Annotated in this window: 14 protein-coding genes, 1 tRNA gene and 1 pseudogene; 10 read left to right on the top strand and 6 right to left on the bottom strand. The window is 63.2% G+C overall.

All coding sequences use genetic code 11. The features are described from left to right. Positions 1-8 precede the first annotated feature (8 nt). The 4 genes from AB870_RS13735 to AB870_RS13720 all read left to right on the top strand — a co-directional run bounded on the left by AB870_RS13735 (position 9) and on the right by AB870_RS13720 (position 4,715). Positions 9-1,085 (top strand): branched-chain amino acid ABC transporter permease, encoded by a 1,077-nt coding sequence (locus tag AB870_RS13735; protein ID WP_047905135.1) that lies wholly within the window; start codon positions 9-11, stop codon positions 1,083-1,085. Positions 1,086-1,155: 70 nt separating this feature from the next. Then, complete coding sequence (locus AB870_RS13730; protein WP_047905134.1) at positions 1,156-2,481, top strand: ABC transporter substrate-binding protein; 1,326 nt, start codon at positions 1,156-1,158, stop codon at positions 2,479-2,481. 116 nt (positions 2,482-2,597) lie between these two features. Then, the gene (locus AB870_RS13725) at positions 2,598-3,410 is read left to right on the top strand and encodes an ABC transporter ATP-binding protein (protein WP_047905133.1); all 813 of its coding nucleotides are present in this window, start codon (positions 2,598-2,600) and stop codon (positions 3,408-3,410) included. Positions 3,411-3,476: 66 nt separating this feature from the next. Then, positions 3,477-4,715 carry a phenylacetate--CoA ligase family protein gene (locus AB870_RS13720; protein ID WP_047905132.1) on the top strand — a complete coding sequence of 413 codons (1,239 nt, stop codon included), beginning with the start codon at positions 3,477-3,479 and terminating at the stop codon, positions 4,713-4,715. A gap of 83 nt (positions 4,716-4,798) precedes the next feature. On the opposite strand, the gene acnB is transcribed toward AB870_RS13720, so the two are convergent. After that, positions 4,799-7,384 (bottom strand): bifunctional aconitate hydratase 2/2-methylisocitrate dehydratase, encoded by a 2,586-nt coding sequence (acnB, locus tag AB870_RS13715; RefSeq protein ID WP_047905131.1) that lies wholly within the window; start codon positions 7,382-7,384, stop codon positions 4,799-4,801. Between the two features lie 259 nt (positions 7,385-7,643). On the opposite strand from acnB, the pseudogene AB870_RS27115 reads away from it, so the two are divergent. Next, positions 7,644-7,814, top strand: a pseudogene (locus tag AB870_RS27115) (aspartate racemase); the annotation flags it as partial. A 162-nt stretch (positions 7,815-7,976) separates the two neighbouring features. Beyond that, positions 7,977-8,636, top strand: coding sequence for a carbonic anhydrase (locus tag AB870_RS13700; protein ID WP_047905128.1), 660 nt, complete (start codon positions 7,977-7,979; stop codon positions 8,634-8,636). Positions 8,637-8,758: 122 nt separating this feature from the next. Here the strand turns inward: AB870_RS13700 and AB870_RS13695 are convergent, their stop codons facing one another. After that, complete coding sequence (locus AB870_RS13695) at positions 8,759-9,541, bottom strand: hypothetical protein (RefSeq protein ID WP_047905127.1); 783 nt, start codon at positions 9,539-9,541, stop codon at positions 8,759-8,761. A gap of 328 nt (positions 9,542-9,869) precedes the next feature. Further along, positions 9,870-9,959: transfer RNA gene (locus tag AB870_RS13690), tRNA-Ser, on the bottom strand. Positions 9,960-10,282: 323 nt separating this feature from the next. Between AB870_RS13690 and AB870_RS13685 the strand changes: the two genes are divergently transcribed. Continuing rightward, complete coding sequence (locus AB870_RS13685; RefSeq protein ID WP_157112320.1) at positions 10,283-12,022, top strand: acyl-CoA synthetase; 1,740 nt, start codon at positions 10,283-10,285, stop codon at positions 12,020-12,022. Positions 12,023-12,059: 37 nt separating this feature from the next. Here AB870_RS13685 and hemW read toward each other — a convergent pair whose 3' ends face one another. The 3 genes from hemW to rph are packed head-to-tail and all read right to left on the bottom strand — an operon-like array spanning position 12,060 to position 14,634. Continuing rightward, entirely contained in the window at positions 12,060-13,280 is a 1,221-nt protein-coding gene (hemW, locus tag AB870_RS13680; protein ID WP_047905126.1) for a radical SAM family heme chaperone HemW, read from the bottom strand. Between the two features lie 5 nt (positions 13,281-13,285). Next, positions 13,286-13,903 (bottom strand): RdgB/HAM1 family non-canonical purine NTP pyrophosphatase, encoded by a 618-nt coding sequence (rdgB, locus tag AB870_RS13675; protein ID WP_047905125.1) that lies wholly within the window; start codon positions 13,901-13,903, stop codon positions 13,286-13,288. 2 nt (positions 13,904-13,905) lie between these two features. After that, positions 13,906-14,634: a ribonuclease PH gene (gene rph / locus AB870_RS13670; protein WP_047905124.1), complete on the bottom strand. Its 729-nt coding sequence runs from the start codon at positions 14,632-14,634 to the stop codon at positions 13,906-13,908. A gap of 213 nt (positions 14,635-14,847) precedes the next feature. Here rph and AB870_RS13665 point away from each other — a divergent pair, with 213 nt between their 5' ends. The 3 genes from AB870_RS13665 (at position 14,848) to rpoZ (ending at position 16,757) form a co-directional block, all read left to right on the top strand. Further along, a complete protein-coding gene (locus AB870_RS13665; protein WP_047905123.1) occupies positions 14,848-15,777 on the top strand; it encodes a YicC/YloC family endoribonuclease in 930 nt (309 codons plus the stop codon). A 5-nt stretch (positions 15,778-15,782) separates the two neighbouring features. Next, positions 15,783-16,460, top strand: coding sequence for a guanylate kinase (gmk, locus tag AB870_RS13660; RefSeq protein ID WP_047905122.1), 678 nt, complete (start codon positions 15,783-15,785; stop codon positions 16,458-16,460). A gap of 90 nt (positions 16,461-16,550) precedes the next feature. Then, a complete protein-coding gene (rpoZ, locus tag AB870_RS13655) occupies positions 16,551-16,757 on the top strand; it encodes a DNA-directed RNA polymerase subunit omega (RefSeq protein WP_039397582.1) in 207 nt (68 codons plus the stop codon). Position 16,758 lies beyond the last annotated feature (1 nt).

Raw genomic sequence — 16,758 nt, 5'->3', positions numbered from 1 at the left:
GGCTACACATGTTCTATCGCGAAGCAGGGCAGTTCAAGACGTCCTACGTTGCCGACAGCCAGATTTTTCCGATCCGGCAGGACCGGATCGCCGTGTGCTCCGTGCTCGTCGTGGCGTTCGGCGTGTTGCCGTGGATCGCCTCCGAGTACTGGCTCACGGCTATTCTCGTGCCGTTTCTGGTGTTTTCGCTGGCAGCGCTGGGGCTGAATCTGCTCACGGGCTACGCCGGGCAACTGTCGCTCGGCACGGCAGCATTTATGGCCGTCGGAGCGTACGCCTCCTACAACTTCCAGTTGCGCATCGACGGTATGCCGATTCTGGCGTCGTTCGCGCTGGGCGGCGCGAGCGCGGCGCTCGTCGGCATTGCGTTCGGGCTGCCGTCGTTACGCATCAAGGGGTTCTATCTGGCGGTCGCCACACTTGCGGCACAGTTCTTCGTGCTGTGGGCACTTACCAAATTTCCGTGGCTCTCGAACAATAGTTCGTCGGGCGTGATCACGGCGCAGAAGATCTCGGTGTTCGGCGTGGACGTCGACACGCCGGTGCGCAAATACCTGTTCGTGCTCGGCGTGGTCACGCTCATGGCGCTCGTGGCGAAGAATCTCGTGCGCTCGCATATCGGCCGCGCCTGGATGGCCGTGCGCGACATGGACGTGGCCGCCGAGGTCATCGGCATTCCGCTCATGCGGGTGAAGTTGCTGGCCTTCGCCGTGAGTTCGTTCTACTGCGGTGTGGCCGGCGCGCTCTATGCCTACTGCTACCTGGGTTCCGTCGAGCCGGACGGCTTCTCGCTCGATCTGTCGTTCCGCATCCTGTTCATGATCATCATCGGCGGCGTGGGCAGCATTCTCGGCAGTTTTCTCGGTGCGGCGTTCATCTTGCTGCTGCCGATTCTGCTCGACAGCACGTTACCGGCGATTGCGACCTTCCTGCATCTGCCGTTCACCAACGCCACCGTCTCGCATATCCAGTTGATGGTGTTCGGCGGTCTCATCGTCTTTTTCCTGATTGCCGAACCACATGGGCTCGCGCGGCTCTGGCAGATCGCCAAGGAGAAGCTGCGCATCTGGCCCTTCCCGCATTGAAGTTTGCCCAGCCGGCGAGCGTTGCCGGTGCTAGTTCGGTGACACACAAAACCACAGATGGAGACACAGCATGAACACGAAACAGTTGACGGCATCGTTGGGTCTGGCCCTTGCGCTCGGCACGGGGGCGACGAGTCCGGCATTCGCGCAATCGAACGAGCAATTCATCGCGCTGGCCGACTACCGCGTCGGTCCGTACGGCGCGAACGGCCAGTCGTTTTACGGTGGATTCATCGATTATCTGCAATACGTGAATCTGAAGAACGGCGGGGTGAACGGCGTCAAGTTGACGTGGGAAGAGTGCGAGACGGAGTACAACAACGCCAAGGGCGTGGAATGCTATGAGCGTCTGAAGGGCAAGAATCCGACGACCAAGGGCACGGCGTACCACGTGATGGCGACCGGCATTTCGTATGCGCTGATCGACAAGACGGCAACCGATCAGGTGCCGCTCGTGATGATGGGCTACGGCCGTACCGACGCCGTGGACGGCACCGTGTTCCCGTGGGCATTCCCGCTGGTGACGACGTACCAGATGCAGGCCTCGGCCATCATCAAGTTCCTCGCGGACAAGAACGGCGGGCAACTCAACGGCAAGAAGATCGTATTCCTGTACCACGATTCGGCGTACGGCAAAGAGCCGATTGTCGCCATGCAGGCGGAGTCGAAGATTCACAAGTTCAACCTCATCGAGATTCCGGTGGCGCATCCCGGCAACGAACAGGGCGCGCAGTGGCTGCGGATTCGTCAGGAGAACCCGGATTACGTGGTGTTCTGGGGCTGGGGCGTGATGAATCAGACGGCGCTCAAGGCGGCACAGAAGGTTGGCTATCCGCGCGAGAAGATCGTCGGCAGCTGGTGGGCCGGATCGGAAGAGGACACGATCCCGGCAGGTCCGGCGGCCAAGGGCTACATGAGCGCGACGTGGAACGTTGCCGGTAAGCAGGTGCCGCTGATCGCCGACATCGAAAAGGTCGTCTACGGCGCGGGCAAGGGGAACATGCAGGATCCGTCGAAGGTCGGCTCGGTGCTATACAACCGTGGCGTTTCCGCTGCGGTCGCTACCGTCGAGGCGCTCAATACGGCGCAGAACAAGTTCGGCAAGGGCAAGGTATCCACGCCGGTGCAGGTGCGCTGGGCGCTCGAAAACCTGAATATCGACGCGGCCCGCCTCAAGGCGCTCGGGGCGACGGGATTGCTGCCGGACATCAAGACGAGTTGCGAGGACCACGAAGGCTCGGGCAAGGTGCGCATCCAGCAGTGGGACGGCACCAAGTGGGTCATGGCGTCTGACTGGATCGAGGGCAACCGCCGTCTGATTCACCCGTTGTTCGAAGCGTCCGCCAAGCAATACGCCAAGGAAAAGGGGATCACACCCGCCTGCTTCAAGGGCTGAGCGTCTTCGCTCTCTCGCGAGGCGCCCGGGTGCGCCTCGCGTGCACGCACGGACGTTGGGCCATCAGACGATTCAGCGCCGGAGGGATTCCGGTCGCATCGATTCCGGAGTCACGCATGGAAGCGAGTTTGCGCGTCAATAACATCGAAGTTATCTACGACCACGTCATTCTGGTGCTCAAGGGCGTGTCGCTGATCGTGCCGCAGGGCAAGATCGTGGCGCTGCTCGGGGCCAACGGTGCAGGCAAGAGCACGACGCTCAAGGCGATCTCGAACCTCTTGCACGCCGAGCGCGGCGAGGTGACGAAGGGCACCATCGACTATCGCGGGGAGCGTGTGGAGAAGCTCACGCCGAACGGTCTGGTCAAGCGCGGAGTGATTCAGGTCATGGAGGGGCGTCACTGCTTCGGCCATTTGACCATCGAGGAGAATCTGCTCACGGGCGGCTATGTGCGGCATGCGTCGCGCAGTGCCCAGCAGCATGCGCTGGAGCGCATCTATGCCTATTTCCCACGTCTGAAGACGCGCCGCAAGTCGCAGGCGGGCTATACCTCCGGGGGCGAGCAGCAGATGTGCGCCATCGGCCGGGCCATGATGGCGCAGCCGTCGATGATTCTGCTCGACGAGCCGTCGATGGGCCTCGCGCCGCAGATCGTCGAGGAGATCTTCACGATCGTGCGCGACCTCAATCAACGCGAGAACGTGAGTTTTCTGCTGGCCGAACAGAACACGATGGCGGCGCTGCGTTATGCCGACTACGGTTACATCCTCGAGAACGGACGCGTGGTGATGGACGGCGACGCCAACGCCCTGCGCGATAACGAGGACGTCAAGGAGTTCTACCTCGGCATTGCCAAGGATGGTGTGAGCAGTGCGGGGAGTTTTCGCAACGTCAAGAGCTATCGGCGTCGCAAGCGCTGGATCGCCTGAGGGCAATGTCCCGGCCATGACATCGCTGTTCCCCGGAACCTCAATCCCGATCGTGTCACCGTCCCTATGAACGAATACTTCGATACGCTGGAAACCCGTGCACCGGCGCTTCGCGAGCAGGCGTTGCTTGCTGCCTTGCCCGCCCACGTCGCGCATGCGCGTACGCACGCCGCATACTTCGCGGAGGTGCTCGACGATATCGATGCGCATGAGATCGGCTCGCGCGACGCGCTGGCCGGGCTGCCCGTCACGCGCAAATCGGATCTGTCGGCGTTTCAGCAGCGGCATCCGCCCCTGGGCGGCTTGAATGCAACACCGATGCGCGGTCTGGCGCACATCTATCAGTCTCCCGGGCCGATCTACGAGCCTGACGGTCGCGGCAGCGACTGGTGGCGCTTTGCGCGGGCGATGTTCGCGGCCGGGTTGCGGGCGGGCGATCTTGTCTACAACACCTACTCGTATCACTTCACGCCCGCGGGCATGATGATCGAGACGGGGGCGGCGCGCCTGGGCTGCTGCGTGTTCCCCGCCGGTGTGGGGCAAACGGAATTGCAGCTGGAAGCGATTCGTCATTTGCGCCCGGTGGCCTACGCGGGGACGCCGTCGTTCCTGAAAATTCTGGTCGAGAAGGGCGAGGCGGCGGGCGCGGACATTAGCAGCATCCGGCGCGCCACGCTCTCGGGCGAAGCACTGCCGCCGTCGTTGCGCGAGTGGTTCAACGCGCGGGGCATCGCTGCGCGGCAGTTGTACGGCACGGCGGACCTCGGGCTGATTGCGTTCGAGAGCGACGCACAGGCCGGGTTGATCGTCGACGAGAACGTGCTGGTCGAACTGGTGGAGCCGGGCGGCACGCGGCCTGTGGCAGAAGGCGAGATCGGCGAAGTCGTGGTGACGAACTTCAATCCGGACTATCCGCTGATTCGCTTTGCGACGGGAGACCTGTCGGCTGTGGAGGCCGGCATCAGTCCTTGTGGCCGCACGAACATGCGCCTCAAAGGCTGGCTCGGCCGCGCGGATCAGACGGTCAAGGTGCGGGGCATGTTCGTGCACCCGGGGCAGATCGGCGAGATCGGCAAGCGCTATCCCGAGCTGGTTCGCGTGCGTTTGCGCGTGGAGGGCCGTGTGGGGGATGACCGGATGCGTCTGCTGTGCGAGACGAAGGACGCGCCGCCGGAAGGGTTGGCGGCGCGGGTGCAGGAGACGTTGCGCGACGTGACGCGATTGCGCGCCGAGGTCGATTTCGTGGCGGCAGGATCGCTGCCCCTCGACGGGAGACTGGTGGAGGATGCCCGGGCCTACGACTGAAAAAAAGCGCTGCGAGCCAATGGCTCGCAGCGCTTTCGCACTGCTCGCCGGTGTGACTGGCACACCGGCACCGGATAATTGCCTTAAACCTGAACCGTATCGGCGACTTCCTTGAAGTCTTCGATCTGATCGAAGTTCATGTACTTGTAGATCTTGTCGCCGTTGCTGGCGAGCACGCCCATGTCGGCCATGTACTCTTCCTTGGTCGGAATCCTGCCCAGGCGCGAGCAGATTGCGGCCAGTTCCGCCGAGCCGAGATACACGTTCGTGTTCTTGCCCAGACGGTTCGGGAAGTTGCGGGTCGACGTCGACATCACGGTTGCGCCTTCGCGCACCTGCGCCTGGTTACCCATGCACAGCGAGCAGCCCGGCATTTCGGTACGCGCGCCGGCCGTGCCGAACACGCCGTAGTGACCTTCTTCCGTCAGTTGCTTCTGGTCCATCTTGGTCGGCGGCGCGACCCAAAGCTTGACCGGAATGTCGCGCTTGCCTTCAAGCAGCTTCGACGCAGCGCGGAAGTGACCGATATTGGTCATGCACGAACCGATGAACACTTCGTCGATGGTTGCGCCAGCGACGTCCGAGAGCGTCTTGACGTCGTCCGGATCGTTCGGGCAGGCCACGATCGGCTCGTGAATGTCGGCCAGATCGATTTCGATGACGGCGGCGTATTCGGCATCGGCGTCCGGGGACAGCAGTTGCGGATCGGCCAGCCATTGCTCCATCGCCGTGATGCGGCGTTGCAGGCTGCGCGGATCCTGATAGCCCTGGGCGATCATCCACTTGAGCAGCGTGATGTTGCTGTTCAGGTATTCGATGATCGGCTCCTTGTTCAGGTGCACCGTGCAACCGGCGGCCGAACGTTCGGCGGATGCATCCGAGAGTTCGAACGCCTGCTCGACCTTCAGGTCCGGCAGACCTTCGATTTCGAGAATGCGGCCCGAGAAGATATTCTTCTTGCCTTGCTTGGCCACCGTCAGCATGCCCTGCTTGATGGCGTACAGCGGGATGGCGTTGACGAGGTCGCGCAGCGTGACACCCGGCTGCATCTTGCCCTTGAAGCGGACCAGCACCGATTCCGGCATGTCCAGCGGCATCGTGCCGGTGGCTGCCGCGAAGGCGACCAGACCCGAACCCGCGGGGAAGCTGATGCCGATCGGGAAGCGCGTATGCGAGTCGCCGCCAGTGCCCACGGTATCGGGCAGCAGCATGCGGTTCAGCCACGAGTGAATCACGCCGTCGCCCGGACGCAGAGCGATACCGCCGCGGTTGCTGATGAAGTTCGGCAGCGTCTGGTGCGTCTTCACGTCCACCGGCTTCGGATACGCGGCGGTATGGCAGAACGACTGCATGACGAGGTCGGCGGAGAAGCCGAGGCAGGCCAGATCCTTGAGTTCGTCGCGAGTCATCGGGCCGGTCGTGTCCTGCGAGCCGACCGAGGTCATCTTCGGTTCGCAGTACGTGCCCGGGCGGATACCCTGACCTTCCGGCAGGCCGCAGGCGCGCCCGACCATCTTCTGTGCCAGCGAGAAGCCGCGACCGTTGTCGGCCGGTTGCTGGGCCAGACGGAACAGCGTCGACGGGGGAAGGCCCAGGGCTTCGCGGGCCTTGGCCGTCAGGCCACGGCCGATGATCAGCGGAATACGGCCGCCTGCGCGCACTTCGTCGAACAGCACGTCGGACTTGACCTGGAATTCGGCGATCACGGCGCCGTTCTTCAGGGCCTTGCCTTCGTACGGGCGCAGCTCGACCACATCACCCATTTCCATCTGCGACACGTCGAGTTCGATCGGCAGGGCGCCGGCGTCTTCCATCGTGTTGTAGAAAATCGGCGCGATCTTGCTGCCAAGACACACACCGCCAAAACGCTTGTTCGGAATGAAGGGAATGTCTTCGCCCGTGAACCACAGCACCGAGTTGGTGGCCGACTTGCGCGAGGAGCCGGTGCCGACGACGTCACCGACGTAGGCGACCAGATGGCCCTTTTCCTTGAGCGATTCGATGAATGCCACCGGGCCGCGCTTGCCGTCTTCTTCCGGGGTGATGCCCGGACGTGCATTCTTGAGCATCGCCAGCGCGTGCAGCGGAATGTCCGGGCGGGTCGTGGCGTCGGGGGCTGGCGACAGGTCGTCGGTGTTGGTCTCGCCGGGCACCTTGAACACGGTGATGGTCAGGCTTTGCGGCACTTCCGGGCGGCTCGTGAACCACTCGGCGTCGGCCCAGCTTTGCAGCACGGCGCGGGCGTTGGCGTTGCCCTTGTCGGCGAGTTCCTTGACGTCGTGGAACTGGTCGAACATCAACAGGGTTTTCTTGAGCGCATCGGCGGCCACCGCGCCGAGGTCGGCGTCGGACAGCAATTCGATGAGCGGGGCGATGTTGTAACCGCCCAGCATCGTGCCGAGCAGTTCGGTGGCGCGCTCGCGCGAGATCAGGGCGCAGGCCGTCTCGCCCTTGGCGACGGCGGCCAGGAAGCCGGCCTTCACACGGGCGGCTTCGTCCACGCCGGCGGGCACGCGGTGGGTAATGAGATCGACCAGCGTCTGCGCCTCGCCTGCGGGCGGGTTCGTCAGCAATTCGACCAGTTCGGCGGTCTGCTGAGCGGTGAGCGGCAGAGGCGGAATACCAAGCGCGGCGCGGGCGGCCACGTGAGCACGATAGTTTTCAAGCATGAGGAGACCTGCTGATGTTGCGTTTCGGGGGAGGTTTTGAGGCCTCCGAGGCTTGTTCCAGTACTGCTTTTGCCGAGATTCTAGTCCCTATGACAGGCAAGGTCAAATGTCTTATGTCTTATATAAGACTCGGGCATGATGACGTGGCGATGCGCACGGCGATATTGCTGCGGCGCGAGGCCCGATGCGCTGCGCAATGTCCGGCCCATATGGGACTGGTGGGAGAGGCCGCACTTGATGGCGATGACGCCGAGCGCCGTCTCGCGAGGCTTACCGGAAGGTGATGGCCAGGCTGGCTGATGCGGGCGCGCAGGCCATCGTGCCCGGCTGCACGGAAATCTCGTTGCTGGCCGGCTCGCAGGACAGCCCCCTGCCGCTATTGGACACCACGGCGCTGCACGCGCTCGCGGCCGTCGACTTCGCCTTGCAGACCGGCGATTCGGGCACACGATTCGGGCACGCGATTCGCCGGTCGGTAAAACATATGGGCGGGCACCGCGAAGGTCGGCGATAATGGGCGACCGGCAGCCGGGCGCATCGCGTCGGTAGGTGGGTGCGCGCCTGTGCCGGCGTCTTAACTCAGAGATTCGCTATGCGTGACATCATCGACGGCTTCCTGCGATTTCAGCGCGAAGCCTTTCCTCAGCGTGTCGAGCTTTTCAAGCGGCTCGCTACCAGCCAAAACCCCAAGGCGCTGTTCGTGACGTGTTCGGACAGTCGCGTCGTGCCGGAACTGCTCACGCAGCGGGAGCCCGGCGAACTGTTCGTCATTCGCAATGCCGGCAACATTGTTCCGTCCTACGGCCCCGAGCCCGGTGGCGTCTCCGCGACGGTCGAATACGCCGTTGCGGTGTTGGGCGTGCAGGACATCGTGATTTGCGGCCATTCGGATTGCGGCGCGATGGGCGCCATCGCGCGTTGTACGTGCCTCGACCATATGCCGGCAGTGGCGAACTGGTTGCGCCATGCCGATGCGGCGAAGGCGATCAATGCGGCCCATTCGTTCGATACGCCCGATGCGAAGCTCGATGGGCTCGTGCGCGAGAACGTCATTGCCCAGTTGGCGAACCTGCGCACTCATCCTTCGGTGGCGCTGGCGCTGGAACAGGGGCGGATGAATCTGCACGGTTGGGTCTACGACATCGGAACCGGCGGCATCGATGCGCTCGACGGTGCGACGCGCAAGTTCGTGCCGCTGGCCGATTCGCCGGGCACTGTGGCGGTTGCCTCACGCAATATGGCGGGTCGGTAAACCCACGTCATCGGTCCGGATAGGGATCGGATCCTGCGCACGCCGGTAACGGCCAACGTCGTCGGTCGTGCGTTGGGTGGCAGGAAGTGTGGGTCACCCGAGAACCCCGCCCACAGGGCGGGTCATGCGGCATTTCGTCTCGTCCGGTGGAATCCCGATGCATCGACGTTCCGAGCCCCAAACGCCACTTTCTGCCGCGGCACGACCTGTGTGGCGAAGTCGGCATCTACCGGGATAGGTTCCCAGAAGAATCCGAGTTTGAAAATCGGCAAAAAGTTGAATTTCCTTGACCGGAAAATTCCTCTGTTTCGCTTGAATTCGCTATATCTGTCGCCCTTGAATTCTCGATGCACGGACGTAAACGGAAGTATGCGTTCCGCAATATCCGGAAATAGAAAATCTCTATGAGATTCAGAGAATCGCTTGAGCGCTTCGAACTGGTCTTTGCATATGACCTGGATGGCAGTCTCGGGCATACCATAGCGCGACGCCCATAGTACATGCCACCCACTGTCCACTTCGTTGATGAAGTTGGCAAGTCTCTGACTGAGGACGTATGCATCGGACTCGATGTGTACGATTTTTTCGGCGCCGATGTCTTCGGCGACTTTTGAGGCGCCAAGGAAGCTTCTCCACCAGCCGGGATAGGTGTGCATATTCTGCCGGCCGAGATTCTCCCGGTATCTAAGGATACCTTCCTTCCTTTTGAGCGCTGCCGCGCCGTCATCGAAGCTTGCGGACGATATCACCTCTTCCGGGGGAAGGTAGGGCGAGCCATCATCAATGAGGAGGGTGCACGTGGCCTCGATGGGTCCGTTCTTATAGTAGTCGAGCCAACGCTGGTATCTGCTTTCCCAAGCATTGGCGTCGGAAAAATAACTCGTGCAAAACAAGAGAGTTTTCATTGGGGGGAGTCGTGGCCATTCGTATTATTTTGCCGGCGGCTTTCCGGCGCGCGGCACGGCCGTACTCTACATTCAAAGGGAGTGCCTCACAACACCGGAGGTGACTGCTTAAACCGTCAGCGATGGGGGCGGGGCGGCGCCCGGAATATGCCCTCCGAATACGTGAAGCCGACGCTCACGATGGAGGATGCGGGGAGCGTTGTCGCGTCGTGCGGGATCACCGCAAATGCGGCCTTACTGCCCCAATCGACTGCGTTTACCGCTACGTCACCGTAACGGGGTTCGCGGGTCTCGCTGACAATCCGTGAGAACGTCTGAAAATGTTGTCTGGCGGAGGCGGTGAGATTCGAACTCACGGAAGGGTTACCCCTTCGCCGGTTTTCAAGACCGGTCCATTAAACCACTCTGGCACGCCTCCGGGGCGTTGCGCACGACACTTGGTCGTGGCGTTGTGATGCCGTCGGGGCGACGGCTCGAGATGCGTGCGGTCCGGGTGCGTCGGCGTCGGGAACGTTGGTCTCCCGGCGCAGGCCAGTACCGCACGGCAGCGCGCATTATACCTGCTCATGCCGCCATGTGAAGCCACCTTTGCACCTAAATCCCCTCGCACCCCGCTTATTTCCTAGTGTTTCCCCGTCACCCCTTGTCTTGTCTCCCGACGACATGCATCATTCCCGAATGACGTGCGGTGTACGCCCCCGGCGTTACCGTGCGAGGCCAGACATGACCCGGAGACACCGCATGGATGCCGACACCTCCCGCGCCCCCGCCCAGGAGACGTCAAACGACGCCAGTGGCGAGCGCAAGGCGATCGCCCCCACGGACGGCGCAACGCCTGCCAACGCGTTCGCCTGGCAGATTCCCACGCTCTACAACATCGGCGTCGACGTCTGCGACAAGTGGGCCGATGGCACCAACCGGCTCGCTCTCGTCCATGAAAGCGCCGACGGCTCGCATGTACGTCTTACGTTCGACGTCCTGAAACAACTCTCCAATCAGCTTGCCAACGAATGGCGCGCCCACGGCGTCAAGGCGGGAGATCGCATCGGCATCTTTCTGCCCCAGTCGCCCGCCACGCTCGTTGCTCACGTCGCCGCCTACAAGCTCGGTGCCATCGCCGTCCCGCTCTTCACGCTCTTCGGCCCGGAAGCGCTGGCCTATCGCCTGCAAAATTCCGGCGCCGCCGTGCTCGTCACCGACCTCGCCAGCATCGGCAAGATCGATGACATCCGCGCCGAATTGCCCGATCTGCGCCTCGTGTACGTGGTTCACGACGATCTGCCCGAAGCGCATCACCACGTGGCCGACGATCAGGACTGGGGCGTCGCCGAAGACGGCCTGCTCGCCTTGTGGCCCGCCATCGCGTCGCGCGACCCCCATTTCGAACCCGTCCAGACCCGCGCCGATGCCCCCGCGCTCATCATCTACACGTCTGGGACCACCGGCAAACCCAAGGGTGCCTTGCACGCGCACCGGGTGCTGCTCGGTCATCTGCCGGGCGTGGAGACGTCGCACAACGGCTTTCCGCAAGAAGGCGATCTGATCTGGACGCCCGCCGACTGGGCGTGGATTGGGGGATTGCTCGATGTCTTGCTGCCGGCGCTGCACCACGGCGTGCCCGTCCTGTCGCGCCGCTTCGAAAAGTTCGATCCCGTCGCCGCCTTCGATCTCATGGCGCGTCACGGCGTGCGTAACACGTTCCTGCCGCCGACCGCGCTCAAGATGCTGCGCACCGTCGAGTCGCCGCGTGAACATTGGCCGCTGCAACTGCGCTCGGTCGCCAGCGGCGGCGAATCGCTGGGCCCCGAGCTGCTGGCGTGGGGGCGCGAGCACCTCGGCGTCGATATCAACGAGTTCTACGGGCAGACGGAATGCAATATGGTCGTGTCCTCCTGTGCCGCGGAATTTCCCGCACGGCCGGGTGCCATCGGCCGCGCCGTACGCGGGCATGACGTCGCCATTGTCGACGACGACGGCACGCCACTGCCCGTCGGCTCGGTCGGGAACATCGCGATCGCACGACCGAACCCGGTCATGTTCCTCGGTTACTGGCACAACCCGGACGCCACGATGGAGAAATATCGCGGCGACTTCCTGCTCACCGGCGATTCGGGGTTCGTGGACGAACAGGGATACATCACCTTCACGGGACGCTCGGACGACGTCATCACCAGCGCGGGCTATCGTATCGGGCCGGGGCCGATCGAAGACTGCCTGATCCGTCACCCCTCGGTGCAGTTCGCGGCCGTGATCGGTGAGCCGGACGAATTGCGTACCGAGATCGTGAAGGCGTTCGTTGTGCTGCGCGAAGGATACGAGCCGTCCGATACGCTCGCGAGGGAAATTCAGGCGTTCGTAAAGCGCCGTCTCGCGGCGCACGAGTATCCCCGCAAGGTCGTTTTCCTGCCGGAGTTGCCCATGACCGTCACGGGCAAGATCATCCGGAAAGCGCTCCGGGAGATGGGGGCCGCGCCCGGTTGAGCGCGGGGCAAAACGGTGTGAGCGGCGTGGCGCGCGCTTACTTCTCGTCCCGGCTTAGAAACATCTCTTGCAGATCGTTCAGGAAGCGTTGTCCCAGCGCGCTTGGCGCAATGCGTTGCGGGTCGTCGACGAGCAATCCCTTCTCGACGCCGGCCGCGAGCGCCTTGGCGATCTTCGCCATCGGCAAACCGGTCCGGTCGGCGAACAATTCGCTCTTGACGCCATCCGTCAGACGCAATGCGTTGAGCATGAACTCGAACGGCAAATCGCGGGCGTCGACCTCGCGCTCTTCCTGAATCGCGTTGCCTGTCGCGGCCGTCTCCATATACCGCTGGGGATGCTTGTGGCGCACCTGACGCAGCACGCGATGCGGGAAAGAAATCTTGCTGTGCGCGCCCGCGCCGATGCCGAGATAGTCGCCAAATTCCCAGTAGTTCAGGTTGTGCCTGGCGCGCCGGTGTGGCTGCGCATAGGCCGACACCTCGTAACGTCCATACCCGGCCCCCGCGGTACGCTCCGCGATCCAGTCCTGCATGTCCGCCGCCGTATCGTCGTCCGGGACGTTCGGCGGATATTTGTGAAACTGCGTATTCGGTTCCAGTGTGAGGTGGTACAGCGACAGATGGGGTGGCGCGAACGAGATGGCCGTCTCCACGTCCTGCCGGCATTGCGCCAAGGTCTGGTTCGGCAGCGCGAACATCAGATCGAGGTTGAAATTATCGAAGTTCGCCTGCGCAATCTCGATGGCGTGACGCGCTTCGTCGCCGCCGTGAATGCGGCCGAGCGCCTTCAGATGTTCGCTGTTGAAACTCTGGATGCCGATCGACAACCGGTTGATGCCGCTCGCGCGGAAGCTGCGGAACTTGTCCGCTTCGAACGTACCGGGGTTCGCTTCCATCGTGATCTCGGCATCGGCGTCGAGCGGCAACAGGGCGCGCAGATCCGACAGCAGGCGATCGAGGCCCGCCGCCGAGAGCAGGCTTGGTGTGCCGCCGCCGATGAACACGGTGTGCACCGGACGTCCCCAAACCAGCGGCAACGCCTGTTCGAGATCGTGTCGCAGTGCGTCGAGATACGCTTGCTCGGGGAACGCTTGTGCGCCCCCGCCGCCACGCCATTCGTGCGAGTTGAAATCGCAGTACGGGCACTTGCGAACGCACCACGGAAAGTGCACGTACAGCGACATCGGCGGCAGCGCCGGCAAGCTGATCTTGCCGGGGCGCAGGAAGTTCTGCACGGGCAGCACGGACTGACTCATGCCGCTTACGCCTCCCGCCCCAGCTTCTCCAGCAGCACGCGCAGCGCGCGGGCACGGTGGCTGTGAGCGTTCTTGACGGCAGGATCGAGTTCCGCGGCCGTCTGGTTCAACGAACGGATGAGGAAGTGCGGGTCGTAGCCGAAGCCGTGGGCACCGCGGGCGTCGTCGACAATCTCGCCATCCCAGCGGCCTTCGGCGATGATCGGCTGCGGGTCTTGTGCGTGGCGCACCAGCACCAGCGCTGCGAAATAGTAGGCGTCGCGATAACCCGGGGTGCCGGCGTGCGGCGCGAGTTGCTCGATCAGATGACGGTTGTTCGCGGCATCCGATTTCTCGCGTCCGGCGCGCGCGGCATAGCGCGCGGAATAGACACCGGGGGCGCCGCCGAGGATCGGCACGCACAGCCCCGAGTCGTCTGCCAGCGCAGGCAGGCCGGTGGCGGCCGCGGCGTGGCGGGCTTTGGCCAGCGCATTTTCGATGAAGGTGACGTGAGGCTCCTCGGCCTCCGGCACGCCGAGCATGCCCTGCGGCACGAGCTGAATGCCCAGCGGCTCGAACAGCGACGCGAACTCGCGCAGCTTGCCCGGGTTGTTCGACGCCAGCACGATCTTCTGCATGGACATCGTCAGACTCCTAGCGCGCGCTTCTGAGCGTCGATCAACTGGCGGATGCCGGCATCGGCCAGATCGAGCAGCACATGGCTCTGTGCACGCGTGAACGGCTCGCCTTCGGCCGTACCCTGAATTTCGACAAATCCGCCTTCGCTCGTCATGATGACGTTCATGTCGGTGTCGCACGCCGAGTCTTCCGCGTAGTTCAGATCGAGCACGGGCTGGCCTTGATACAGGCCGACGGACACGGCTGCGACGTGCGCGCGGATGGGCGATGCGTCGAGCTTGCCTTCGGCAATGAGTTTCGAGACCGCGTCGTGCGCTGCGACGAACGCGCCGGTGATCGACGCGCAACGCGTGCCGCCGTCGGCCTGAATGACGTCGCAGTCGATCTGGATCGTGCGCGGACCGAACTTCTCGAGGTCGAACACAGCGCGCAGCGACCGGCCGATGAGGCGCTGGATTTCTTGCGTGCGTCCGCTTTGTTTGCCGCGTGCGGCTTCGCGATCGCCGCGCGTGTGCGTGGCGCGCGGCAGCATGCCGTATTCGGCCGTCAGCCAGCCCTGGCCCGAATCGCGCAGGAAACCCGGCACTTTCTCTTCGACGCTGGCCGTGCAGATGACCTTGGTCTCGCCGCATTCGATCAGCACCGAACCTTCGGCGTAGCGGGTGTATTGGCGGGTGATGCGCACGGGGCGCAATGCGTCATGCGCACGGCCGTCCGGGCGGGTGATTTGAGTCATGAGTGAATGTCCTGCGAGGTGAATTAATGCGGCAATACCCGAATGGTATCGCTAAACGCCATCGGCATGCCCGCAGGGCGCCGCCGCCGCGTGCGGATTCGGGAGCGCGGGGCCGGAAAATGCGATAATCGCGTTTCATCCATTGCATGCGAAACCGGTTGCTGCACTGCTCCGCTGAAAAACTGTCACGGCGCTGTGGTACCGGTCACCCCGATGAAAGACAACAACATCTACAGTATGACCGGCTACGCCAGCGTCACGCGCGACATTGCGCATGCCGATGGAGCCGCAGGCGCGAGCGTGTCGGTCGAATTGCGCACCGTCAATTCGCGCTTTCTCGATCTGGCATTCCGCATGCCCGAAGAAGCGCGTGCGTGCGAGCCGGTGCTGCGCGAAGCGCTCACCGCCAAGCTCTCGCGCGGCAAAGTCGACATTCGCATCAACGTGCAGCGTCCCGAGAGCGGCACCGGCGGTGCGCTCAATCTCGACGCCGTCAGGCAACTCGCCGATCTCGAACAGCAGGTCCTCGCGCTTTTCCCCGGCGCCGAACGCATGCGCACGGGTGAAATCCTGCGCTGGCCAGGCGTGCTGGGCGAAGAGTCGGTGAGCGCCGAAGCGCTGCGCGATGCCGTCATCGACGCGGGTCGCGCCGCCATCGGCGATCTCGTCGACGTGCGCAAGCGCGAAGGTGCGCAACTCAAGGCAAGCCTCATCGAGCGCATCGAAAAGATGGAAACCATTCTCGCGGGCCTGCAGCCGCTCGTGCCGGAGTTGATCGCGCGTCATCAGCAGAAGATCGTCGACCGTCTCCAGGAAGCGTTGGGCGTGGTCGTGCCGGAAGGCGCCGCGGCGCCGGGCAAGGAAGAGATCGCGGAACGGATTCGTCAGGAAGTGACGATGTACGGCGTGCGTATCGACGTGGCGGAAGAACTCACACGTCTCGATGCCCACCTGAAGGAAACCCGCCATATCCTCGACAAGGGGGGGCTGGTCGGCAAACGGCTCGATTTCATGATGCAGGAGCTCAATCGCGAAGCGAATACGCTCGGCTCGAAAGCGGCCTCGAAGGAACTCGCCGATGCCTCGATGGAGCTAAAGCTCTACATCGAGCAGATGCGCGAGCAAGTGCAGAACCTGGAGTAAGTCGTATGTCCTCGCAATCCCACGCCCCGCAACCCGCCCTGCATGCCGAGTATCCAGGCAATCTGTTCATGGTGGTCGCCCCCTCGGGTGCTGGCAAGTCCACGCTCGTCAACGCGCTGCTCGCGCAGGACAGCGAAGTCCGCCTGTCGATTTCGTGCACCACGCGTGCGCCGCGTCCGAACGAAGAGGAAGGGGTGCATTACAACTTCATCTCCGTCGAGCAGTTTCTGGAGCGCCGCAAGCGCGGTGAGTTTCTGGAGAGCGCCGAAGTCCACGGCAACTATTACGGCACGTCGCGTGTGTGGATCGAGGAACAGATGCGGGACGGCCGCGACGTGCTGCTGGAGATTGATTGGCAGGGCGCGCAGCAAGTGCGTAAGCGCTTCTCGAATGCGGTGGGCATCTTCATTCTGCCGCCGTCCATCGAGGCGCTCGAAGAGCGGCTGAAAAAGCGCGGCACGGACGAGCCGAAGGTCATTGCGCGGCGCCTGCTGGCCGCCGGTGGCGAGATCGCCCACGCGCCGGAAGCGGACTTCATCATCATCAACGACGAATTCCAGCGCGCGCTCGATCAACTGCAATCGGTATTCACGGCGGTGCGCCTGCGCTTTGCTTCGCAGTACGCGCGTCACAAGACGTTGTTCACCGACCTGGACATTCACGCACCGAACGAACACGAGTAACACCGTCGCAATCGCCCACGGCGCTTGCGTTTTACGCGAGCGCGCGCCGGCTGCGATAGAATACGCCTTATATTGAGAAGGAACCTCCTTATGGCCCGAATTACCGTTGAAGATTGCCTGAAACAAATTCCGAATCGCTTCGAGCTCGCACTCGCCGCGACCTACCGCGCCCGCCAGCTGGCGCAAGGTCATACGCCGAAGCTCGAAAACAACAAGGACAAGCCGACTGTCGTCGCGCTGCGCGAAATCGCGGCGGGCCAGGTTGGCATCGAGATGCTCAAGAAAGTGCCGCTCTGAT

Origin of the sequence: Pandoraea faecigallinarum, assembly GCF_001029105.3 — a bacterium.
Taxonomy (GTDB): Bacteria; Pseudomonadota; Gammaproteobacteria; order Burkholderiales; family Burkholderiaceae; genus Pandoraea; species Pandoraea faecigallinarum.
This window is presented reverse-complemented; position numbering and strand designations above follow the sequence as displayed.

Excerpts from the sequence above, each read along its gene's own strand:
- AB870_RS13735 (WP_047905135.1), top strand. The coding sequence starts at position 9 with ATGTTCTATCGCGAAGCAGGGCAGTTCAAGACGTCCTACGTTGCCGAC.
- AB870_RS13730 (WP_047905134.1), top strand. The coding sequence starts at position 1,156 with ATGAACACGAAACAGTTGACGGCATCGTTGGGTCTGGCCCTTGCGCTC.
- AB870_RS13725 (WP_047905133.1), top strand. The coding sequence starts at position 2,598 with ATGGAAGCGAGTTTGCGCGTCAATAACATCGAAGTTATCTACGACCAC.
- AB870_RS13720 (WP_047905132.1), top strand. The coding sequence starts at position 3,477 with ATGAACGAATACTTCGATACGCTGGAAACCCGTGCACCGGCGCTTCGC.
- acnB (WP_047905131.1), bottom strand. The coding sequence starts at position 7,384 with ATGCTTGAAAACTATCGTGCTCACGTGGCCGCCCGCGCCGCGCTTGGT.
- AB870_RS13700 (WP_047905128.1), top strand. The coding sequence starts at position 7,977 with ATGCGTGACATCATCGACGGCTTCCTGCGATTTCAGCGCGAAGCCTTT.
- AB870_RS13695 (WP_047905127.1), bottom strand. The coding sequence starts at position 9,541 with ATGAAAACTCTCTTGTTTTGCACGAGTTATTTTTCCGACGCCAATGCT.
- AB870_RS13685 (WP_157112320.1), top strand. The coding sequence starts at position 10,283 with ATGGATGCCGACACCTCCCGCGCCCCCGCCCAGGAGACGTCAAACGAC.
- hemW (WP_047905126.1), bottom strand. The coding sequence starts at position 13,280 with ATGAGTCAGTCCGTGCTGCCCGTGCAGAACTTCCTGCGCCCCGGCAAG.
- rdgB (WP_047905125.1), bottom strand. The coding sequence starts at position 13,903 with ATGTCCATGCAGAAGATCGTGCTGGCGTCGAACAACCCGGGCAAGCTG.
- rph (WP_047905124.1), bottom strand. The coding sequence starts at position 14,634 with ATGACTCAAATCACCCGCCCGGACGGCCGTGCGCATGACGCATTGCGC.
- AB870_RS13665 (WP_047905123.1), top strand. The coding sequence starts at position 14,848 with ATGAAAGACAACAACATCTACAGTATGACCGGCTACGCCAGCGTCACG.
- gmk (WP_047905122.1), top strand. The coding sequence starts at position 15,783 with ATGTCCTCGCAATCCCACGCCCCGCAACCCGCCCTGCATGCCGAGTAT.
- rpoZ (WP_039397582.1), top strand. The coding sequence starts at position 16,551 with ATGGCCCGAATTACCGTTGAAGATTGCCTGAAACAAATTCCGAATCGC.